General features: G+C 35.4%; 6 protein-coding genes and 1 pseudogene. 2 read left to right on the top strand and 5 right to left on the bottom strand.

What is annotated here, in order from left to right; translation table 11 throughout:
- The first annotated feature begins 2 nt into the window (after positions 1 to 2).
- Positions 3 to 617 (top strand): lysophospholipid acyltransferase family protein, encoded by a 615-nt coding sequence (locus FC46_RS03610; protein WP_057797941.1) that lies wholly within the window; start codon positions 3 to 5, stop codon positions 615 to 617.
- Positions 618 to 645: 28 nt separating this feature from the next.
- On the opposite strand, the gene FC46_RS03615 is transcribed toward FC46_RS03610, so the two are convergent.
- Positions 646 to 1,281, bottom strand: a complete 636-nt coding sequence (locus FC46_RS03615) for a uracil-DNA glycosylase (RefSeq protein ID WP_057797943.1) — start codon at positions 1,279 to 1,281, stop codon at positions 646 to 648.
- Complete coding sequence (locus FC46_RS03620; protein WP_057797945.1) at positions 1,282 to 2,034, bottom strand: DUF4097 family beta strand repeat-containing protein; 753 nt, start codon at positions 2,032 to 2,034, stop codon at positions 1,282 to 1,284. It abuts the gene before it with no gap.
- A gap of 260 nt (positions 2,035 to 2,294) precedes the next feature.
- On the opposite strand from FC46_RS03620, the gene FC46_RS03625 reads away from it, so the two are divergent.
- A complete protein-coding gene (locus FC46_RS03625) occupies positions 2,295 to 3,473 on the top strand; it encodes an SAM-dependent methyltransferase (RefSeq protein ID WP_057797948.1) in 1,179 nt (392 codons plus the stop codon).
- Positions 3,474 to 3,526: 53 nt separating this feature from the next.
- Here the strand turns inward: FC46_RS03625 and FC46_RS03630 are convergent.
- The 3 genes and pseudogenes from FC46_RS03630 to FC46_RS03640 all read right to left on the bottom strand — a co-directional run bounded on the left by FC46_RS03630 (position 3,527) and on the right by FC46_RS03640 (position 9,048).
- Positions 3,527 to 5,488: pseudogene (locus FC46_RS03630) on the bottom strand (M13 family metallopeptidase).
- Positions 5,481 to 7,289, bottom strand: coding sequence for an ABC transporter ATP-binding protein (locus FC46_RS03635; protein ID WP_057797951.1), 1,809 nt, complete (start codon positions 7,287 to 7,289; stop codon positions 5,481 to 5,483). The pseudogene FC46_RS03630 and the gene FC46_RS03635 overlap by 8 nt, the downstream one beginning before the upstream one ends.
- Positions 7,282 to 9,048 carry an ABC transporter ATP-binding protein gene (locus tag FC46_RS03640; protein ID WP_057797953.1) on the bottom strand — a complete coding sequence of 589 codons (1,767 nt, stop codon included), beginning with the start codon at positions 9,046 to 9,048 and terminating at the stop codon, positions 7,282 to 7,284. The genes FC46_RS03635 and FC46_RS03640 overlap by 8 nt, the downstream gene beginning before the upstream one ends.
- Between the last annotated feature and the right edge of the window lie 90 nt (positions 9,049 to 9,138).

The following is a 9,138-nucleotide window of genomic DNA, read 5'->3' on the forward strand; positions in this document are numbered from 1 at the left end:
ATATGTTTTATCGTTTTATTCGACCAATTGCCCGTTTTATCGTGTGGGTATTAAATGGTCACTTACATGTTCATCACAAAGACCGCATCCCTGACGGAAACTATATTTTAGTAGCACCACACCGTACTTGGTGGGAGCCGATTTTGTTTGCTTTGGCTGCAAGCCCAATGGAATTTATGTTTATGGCAAAAATTGAATTATTCAAAAATCCAGTTTTACGCTTTATTTTAAATCATTCGCATGCTTTTCCTGTCGACCGTCAGAATCCAGGTCCATCAGTCCTAAAAATTCCAATTAAAGGATTAAAAGAAGGAAAACTTTCATTAATAGTTTTCCCTTCTGGAACCCGTCATTCTTCCGATTTAAAGGCAGGAGCAGTTGTTATCGCTAAGCTTTCACAAAAGCCACTGGTACCAGTTATCTACCAAGGTCCCGTCACTTTCAAAGGACTACTTAAACGTAAACCAATGGAAATTTGCTTTGGTGAGCCAATCTATGTAGATCGAAAAACTAAAATGACCAAGGAAAATCAAGCACTTTATGATAAAGAAATGCAAGAAGCTTGGGACAAGTTAGACAAAGAACAAAATCCTAATTTTCATTATGAAGCAAAATAAGAGGCTGAGGATCAATCCTCGCCTCTTTTTAAATTAACTTTTTTAATTCTAACCAATCTTGTTCAATCTCATCTTGCAATTTCCGATTATAAAAAATAGCAGCTGGATGATACTCGGGAACTACTGTATATAATTCTTTCGACTCAACCAGATCAGTTTTTTCCTCATTAAGCATAAGAATTGGAACATGATGATATACTTGTCCATGAATTTGTGAAATACTCTGCCCTTTTCCAAGTAATCGCTCTAAAGCAGTATTACCCATCGCAACAATGATTTTGGGCTTAACCTGAGCAATTTCAAAGTCTAAGAATGGGGCCTGAGCTATAATTTCTTTCTTAGTTGGTTTTCGATTAGGATATTTTATTATTTCTTTATTTTCTTTTTTGCTAAAAACTTTCTTAATGCTATATGGTCTGCTTCTTACTGCACTAGTAATATAAACATTGGTACGCTTTAAACCAATTGATTGCAGTGACTTATCCAATTCTTTACCTGCAGCGCCACTAAAGGGTACATGATTTTCAATTTCATTGCGACCTGGTGCTTCTCCAACAAGCATTACCGTTGCATTATCGTCTCCTGCACCTTCATTTATTCCTTCAAGATGCATTCCTTGGCATCTCTTCTCGACTTGTTTTATTAATTCTTCTGGATATTTCATTTATTTTTCTACAACATTATCACCTGAAATAGTTTTTAAGCTAATCAAGCTGCCTTCTTTTCCATTCGTAACCACATTATCCAGCAATTCACCGAACAATAAGTTATCACCATTCATTGTGTTTAAATTATATCGATCAGCTTTTGTATTCTTAACATAGTTATCACCAGAGGTTGTAGAAACAAATAACTGATCTTCAATTCTACTATTTTCGATCTTAAAATCACCACTAGTTAATGACAAATTACTTTGGTCTACTCTCATTTTAGCAAAAGTTATATCACCAGACGTAACTTCTGCATCAAAAGAATTAGTCCTGATATTTTGAGCTTTCAAGTCGCCACTAAAGGCTGTAATACTAATTTCTTTGATTGCTACATCACTAATATTACAATCGCCACTAGCTAAAACTGCTTGTAAATTTTCTAATTCAACTGTTTTTGGGATAGTTATATATACTAGCGCACTTTCAGTAATATTAACTTCAATTTTAATATGCTTATGTCCCCAGTTTTTCATTCTTTCAATCGAATTATTTGTTTCCTTCAGAATGACTATACCATTTTCATTTCTAAGCTCCGGTTTATTTACCTCTGGACCTTGATATCTAATTTCAAATTTATTACCACCTTCAATTTTTAAATCCAGTGATTTAAAATCAATTCTTAAGGAATTAAATGCATCAGTGTTCAAGATTTCATCAATTGTTGATGATTCACCATTTTTTCTATTCATTTTGTCGTGGAAAAACATAATAATTTATCCTTTCTTCTATACTATTTTCAATTTGTTTAGTGTTCATAATTAAATCGTACAAGATACTCAAATAGATGCAATCCATTCCCACTCAACGGTAAAAAAAGATAACTATGTGGTATTAATACTAAGGCTGAAGCAAAAAACCGTAGACAAAAAAGCATTCTTGCTATCTACAGATTTCAAATTATTTTATCCCAATTATTTATTAGTGCTAAAATAGCCATTATAGGTTTAATAATTTGGAGGGCAGAAAATTGTTAGAAAAAACGTTTTACAAAATGATGCTCAGTAAATCCTTCCCCTTCCCGGTTAAAGTAACTTACTGGGACGGTAAGAGCGAAGTTTACGGTAATGGTAATCCCGACATTGAAATTGTCTTCAATGAAAAGATTCCAATGTCCGACATCACCCGTAACGCATCATTAGCACTCGGTGAAGGCTATATGGACAAAAAAATTGAAATCCACGGTAGTATTCAAAAATTACTAATGGGAGCATATGAAAGTGCAAATAGCTTCATGCGTTCTTCAAAATTCCGTAAGTTCATACCAAAACAAAAACATACAGAAAAACAAAGCCAGGAAGACGTTCAAAGTCACTACGACATCGGTAATGACTTTTATAAGATGTGGCTTGATCCTACGCTAACTTATTCATGTGCTTATTTTGTTGATGACAATCAGGATGATCTTGAAAAAGCACAAATTGATAAGGTTCACCACATTTTGAACAAACTCCACCCGCAAAAAGGTAAGACCTTGCTTGATATCGGTTGTGGTTGGGGTACCTTAATGCTCACTGCTGCTAAGGAATATGGGTTAAAAGTTACTGGTGTAACTTTGAGTGAAGAACAATACAAATTAGTTCAAAAACGTATTTATGATGAAGGCTTAGAGGACGTTGCTGAAGTTAAGCTCGAAGATTATCGCGAACTCGGCAATCAACAATGGGATTACATCACTTCAGTCGGTATGTTCGAACACGTTGGTAAGGAAAACCTTAATCAATACTTCGCCGATGTTTCTAAATACTTAAAGCAAGATGGTGTTGCTTTAATTCACGGTATCACCCGTCAGCAAGGTGGTGCTACTAATGCTTGGCTTGATAAATACATCTTCCCAGGTGGTTATTTACCAGGTTTAGCTGAAATTACTGGTCATATCGTAGACAACGACTTACAAATTGCTGATATGGAAATGCTTCGTCGTCATTACCAAAGAACTTTGGAAATTTGGGACAAGAACTTCAACAGCGTTCGTGAAGAAGTTGAAAACAAGTTTAGCGAAAGATTTGCCAGAATGTGGGATCTTTATTTACAAGCATGTGCTGCATCATTTGAATCTGGTAACATCGATGTCGTTCAGTACTTAATGACTAAAGGCCCTTCCGCAAAGAACTTGCCAATGACAAGAAAATATATGTTAGCCAAATAGAATAAAAAAAGCTTTACTTCCGCTTTAATGCTGAAGTAAAGCTTTTTTCTTTTTTACCAAATAGTCACACGTTGATCTGGATCAAGCCACATTCCGTCACTCGATTTTACATCAAATGCTTCATAGAATTCATCTTGGCATTGTGATGGGATATTAACTCTAGTAGGTTGTGGTGCATGAACATCAACAGCCACTTCTGTCTTAATAGCTTCTGGTCTCTGAAGCTGTGCCCATTGGCGAGCATAGTTCTTAAATAATTCCTTCATATCACCATTTTCAGCCCTATTAGCTTGAATAGCACAGGTTAAGCCACCTAAATCAGCAATATTTTCAGAAACAACTTGTTTACCATTAACTTTACCAGGACCATATTGCAAACCGTCAAAAATATCAATTACAGCCTTAGTCCGCTTATTAAATTCTGCAAAGTCTTGATCAGTCCACCAATTCTTCATATTGCCGAATTCATCAAACTTGGCACCATTATTATCAAAAGCGTGAGAAATTTCATGAGCAATAGTGGCACCAATACCACCATAATTAGCTGCACGATCTTGATGCAAGTCATAAAATGGAGCTTGTAAAATACCAGCTGGGAAAGTGATATCGTTTCTTTGCGGATCATAGCAAGCATTGTTCATATTTCCAGGCATGTCCCATTCAGAACGATCAACTGGTTTAGTTAATCTGCCAAGATTATATTTAACTACTACCTTTCCTAATTCTTTTTCATTCTCATATAAACTCTTATCAGGATCAACTTGTAAGAGATCGTAGATCTTTTCTTCTTTTTCAGGATAACCAATCTTAAGAACTAAAGCGTTCAGCTTAACAATTGCTTTCTTCTTAGTATCTTCAGAAAGCCAATCGTTATCTCTGATTCGGTTCTCGTAGACCTTGATCATATTCTTTATCATGCTGGTGATGTCTTTTTTGGCATCTTCACCCAAATATTTTTGACCATAATAAATGCCAAATACTTCGTCAAACGAACCATTAGCAGTGTAGTAAGCATGACGAGCTTGCGGAGTTAATTCACTCTGACCGCTTAAAGCCTGACTAAATGGAAAGGCAGTTTCACGGAATTCTTGTGAAAGAACACCAGCTGCACTATTAATAAAACTGATTAACATCCAGCCTTTAATTTCATCAAAATTATCAGAATTAATTAATTCGTCAGCATGATCTAAGAATCTTGGTTCTTCAACAATTATTCGCTCAGGCTTTTCAGGTAAAACTTCAGCCAACAATTCAGCCATCTTAAAGGACTTAAATTTAGCTTCAAAATCACTGATTGAATATGGATTATAAGCAGCTGGATAATCTGATCATTCTTCAGTGGACTTAACAACTTTAGATAATTTTTTATCAAAAGCCAAACCTGCTTCAACTAGATCCTTAACCTCATCTTCTGAGACATCTGCCAATTTAAGTAAAGCAAAAGTCTGTTTCTTCAAAATATTGAGTAATTTTTCAGCATCTTCTTGCTCATATGAAGTCGTATCTGGTAAAAAAGTACCTGGTCCAGCAAATTGCAAAACATTAACCTTAGTATTTTTCATATCGGCTTCAACATGAAAACCAAATGGAAGTGGGTAAACTTCACCTAATTTTGCAGCTTGCTTATTAAATTCATTAAAATCTTTAAGTGCTAATAATTTCTTTAAATCAGCTTGAATTGGCTTGGCACCATCGGCATCCCTCTTAGCAAAATCCTTTGCCAATTTATACAAAGCAACACCTTTATCAAAATTAGCCAATTTCGGCATTTCTTGCTTACCATCAGCAATTTCATCCAAATCTTCCATCATGCGCTTTTCAATTCGCATATCAAGAATAGTATTAATCCCTATCTCACTTCGATCTGCTGGGATCTTAGCGTCTTTTTGCCATTCAGAATTAACTGCTAAATATAAATTATCTTGAATTCTTGTATTAACATCAGCTTTAGTAATATCACCAATGCCACCGCGAACTTTAACAATATTTTTGCGACAATATTTTTTCTCATAAATTTTTCTCCCTATTATCAGAATTATTTTGCAAAGTATACAAATCGTAGTAATAGCCTTTTTTAGCTAACAATTCTTCATGTGTACCCTTTTCAATAATTCTTCCTTTATCCAAAACGATAATTTGATCAGCATCAGCAATCGTCGAAAGTCTATGGGCAATTGCTAAGGTAGTTCTACCTTTTCTCAAGCGTTTAAGCCCCTGTTGGATCATCGTCTCTGTTTCAGTATCAACATTGGCAGTAGCTTCATCAAGCACCAGAACTCTTGGATCAGTTACCAAAGTTCGAGCAAATGAAATTAATTGACGCTCTCCTTGACTTAATTCACTACCACCTTCCAGTATTTTAGCATGATACTTTCCTGGCATTTTTTCGATAAATCGATCTGCTTGAACTGCTTCAGCAGCCTTCTTAACTTGTTCATCCGTAATGCTCTTATTATACAATCTGATGTTTGAAGCAATATCACCATAAAACATAAATGGTTCTTGTAAAACCAATCCAAGCTTTTTACGTAACTCTTCTTTTGGATATTTTTTAATATCTATACCGTCGATCAAGATCTGACCCTTATAAAATTCATAAAAACGCATCATAACGTTAATAATTGAACTCTTACCAGAACCAGTGTGACCAACAATTCCTAATGTTTCACCTGGATTAACGGTGAAAGTAATGTCATGCAAGATTTCGTTTTTTCCATCATAAGAAAAATTAACGTGCTTAAACTCGATCTTACCTTTGGAGATTGTTAAGCCTTCTTGAGCGTCCTGCTTAGGTTCATATTCTGTATTGTCTAGAATACGGAAAATTCTTTTACCGGACACAATTCCGTCTTGAAACAATGTCATTTGATCCATCATATTTGAGATTGGATTAAAAAACTGCGAAATATATTGCGAGAAGGCGTAAACCACACCTGCCGGTACAAAAGTTTCATGAAGCGGAAAGCCAAAGTACATTAATGAAATCGCTAATGCAAGTGAATAGAGCATACTCGTTAACGGTGATAAAAGTAGGGAATTCATTCTAATCATATTAAAACGAGTCTCCATCAAGCCACCATTTTCTTTCTCAAATTCACCGGTCATTCTTTTTTCTTGCTTAAATTGTTGAATAAGGGATACCCCTTCAATTGACTCATTCAAGTTAGTATTAATCCGACTTAAGCGTTCACGATAATTACGATAAAGCTTAGAGCTTTGCACTGAATACAGCCACATGATCAAAAGTAAAACTGGTAAAAACAACAAGACCAAAAATCCAGCGGTTTTATTAGTCATAAACATGGCTACTAAAGCCGATACAATTGAAAAGAATGAAATAACCACACTTGATAAAACAGATAAAAAGTTACTCAATGTCATTGTATCGTTAGTTACTCGAGAAACGATTGAACCAGCAGGAGTTTGATCAAAATAACGCATTCCTAAAGTGTGCAATTTCTTGTAAAGTTTCTTTCTTACAAGCTCAAGTGATTTTTCTGATCCTAAAGCAAAACTAAATTCATAAGTAAATTGCAAAATAGCTTTTAATAGCGCTCCAAATGCATATAAAAAACCAGCAAATAGAATTATTTGAACCATGGCAGTTTGCTTTACCAAAAAATGATCAAGGAAATATTGAAGTCCAAACGGCAAAGCCATGTTGATAACACTAACGAGAAAAGCACCAACGATCGCTATCAACATTTCACGTTTAAAATTCATAACGAACTTCATCAAACGCTTAAAAATTTGAACTTGTTCTTTAAACGGAATTGCCTTGGACCAAACTGATTCAAAATTATCTTCATTATTCATCTCGTTTGTCACCAACTTTCTCTTCTAATTCCTGTCGTCTCCACATCTCAGCATACCAACCATCATTTGCCAGTAACTGTTCATGAGTGCCGCGTTCAACAATTTCTCCGTCTTTTAAAACCAAAATTAAATCGGCATTCACAACGGACGTTAAACGATGCGTCGCAATCATGGTTGTCTTTCCGCGACGTTCTTTTCTTAGTGATTTCAAAATTTCAGTTTCAGTCTTAGCATCAACAGCTGATAAAGCATCATCTAAAATTAAGATTTGACTTTGCTTAAGAAGCGCACGAGCAATCGACATTCTCTGTCTTTGACCACCTGATAATGAAATACCATTCTCACCGACTAAAGTGTTGTAAGAGCGAGGCATTTGTAAAATGTCATTATGCAAGTCACTCTTTTTTGCAGCTTCAATGATTTGATTATTATCAGCATCTTGCTCAGAAAAAGCAATATTGTTTTGAATGCTGGTTGAGAATAAGAAATTATTTTGTGGAACATACGATATTTGCCGCAATAAAACATTTAATGGAATTTCGCGGATATCATGACCGTTTAAAGTGATCTTGCCGTCATAATCATCAAATTCACGAAGAAGCAGCTGAATAATAGTAGTCTTGCCAGCACCAACACGTCCAACTAAGCCGAGTGTTTGACCTTCTTTTAAAGTGAAGTTAATCTTTTGCAAGACCGGGATGTCTTTTTCATCAGGATAAGCAAAAGATTTAATGTCATATACCAAATCTCCTTCAATATCTTGAGAGGTTAAACTGTCATCTGCTCTTGAATCGGTAATTAAAGGTTTTTCTTCCAATAATTTTTCAACACGATCGTAACTAGCACTCCCTCTTTCAAGAATGTTAAACAAATACCCGATCGCAAACATTGGCCACACCATGTTACCGATATAAGCAATAAAAGAAACAAGCTGACCAACAGATAAAACTTTGTTAGTAACCAAAAGTCCACCATAAATAATAGTAATGGTGTAAGTTAATCCGATAACAATTGTACCCAGTGGATCAAAAAGTGAATCCCAAATAAAAACTTTACGGTTAATTTGAATGGTTTCGTCTACCATCTTGTCGAAAGCTGCGGTATCTTCTTTTGCTTGACCAAATGTCTTTAAGACCTTAATTCCAGAGACAGATTCTTGCGTTTTATTATTTAATCTAGAAAAAGCTGCTTGCGACTTGTTAAACTCGTCGTGCAAGTGATTACCTAGCCTTTGCGCACCAAATGCTAAAAATGGTAAAGGAAGCAAGGCAACAATAGTTAGACGAAAGTCCACGAAAATAATCATTGCAATGATTGTTGATAATCCCATCATTAATGAGTCGACTAAAGTTAAAACGCCATCACCTGCTACATTTTGAATAGCAGACACGTCGTTAGTCGCATGCGCCATTAAGTCTCCTGTTCGGTGACGTTGAAAGAAAGTCCGATCCATTACCATAAAATGCTGGAATAACTTTGAGCGCATTTGTCTTTCAAGTTCGGCAGCTCCACCCCAAATTTGTTTTCTCCAAAAATAGCGTAGAACATACAAAACAATTGCCGCTGCCACAACCGCCAGGACCAAGGCACCATATTCTCCCCAACTGATATATCCCTTATCAAGTTGATCTGCCATTAGTCCTAAAACACGAGGCGGAACCAAATTAGCCAAAGAGGTTAGTGCAAGAAATGTTATTCCAATAATGTATCGCTTTTTTTCTTTTTTAAAGAACCAACCTAATTTTTTAAAAATCCCCATTAAATCACCACTTTCTTTTTCAAAATAAAAAAGAGGCCGATTGTAAAATGAAGTTGGACACTATGTCCTAAATTAAAAAAGGTCATTTGA

This window comes from Lactobacillus kalixensis DSM 16043, from assembly GCF_001434335.1.
Taxonomy (GTDB): Bacteria; Bacillota; Bacilli; order Lactobacillales; family Lactobacillaceae; genus Lactobacillus; species Lactobacillus kalixensis.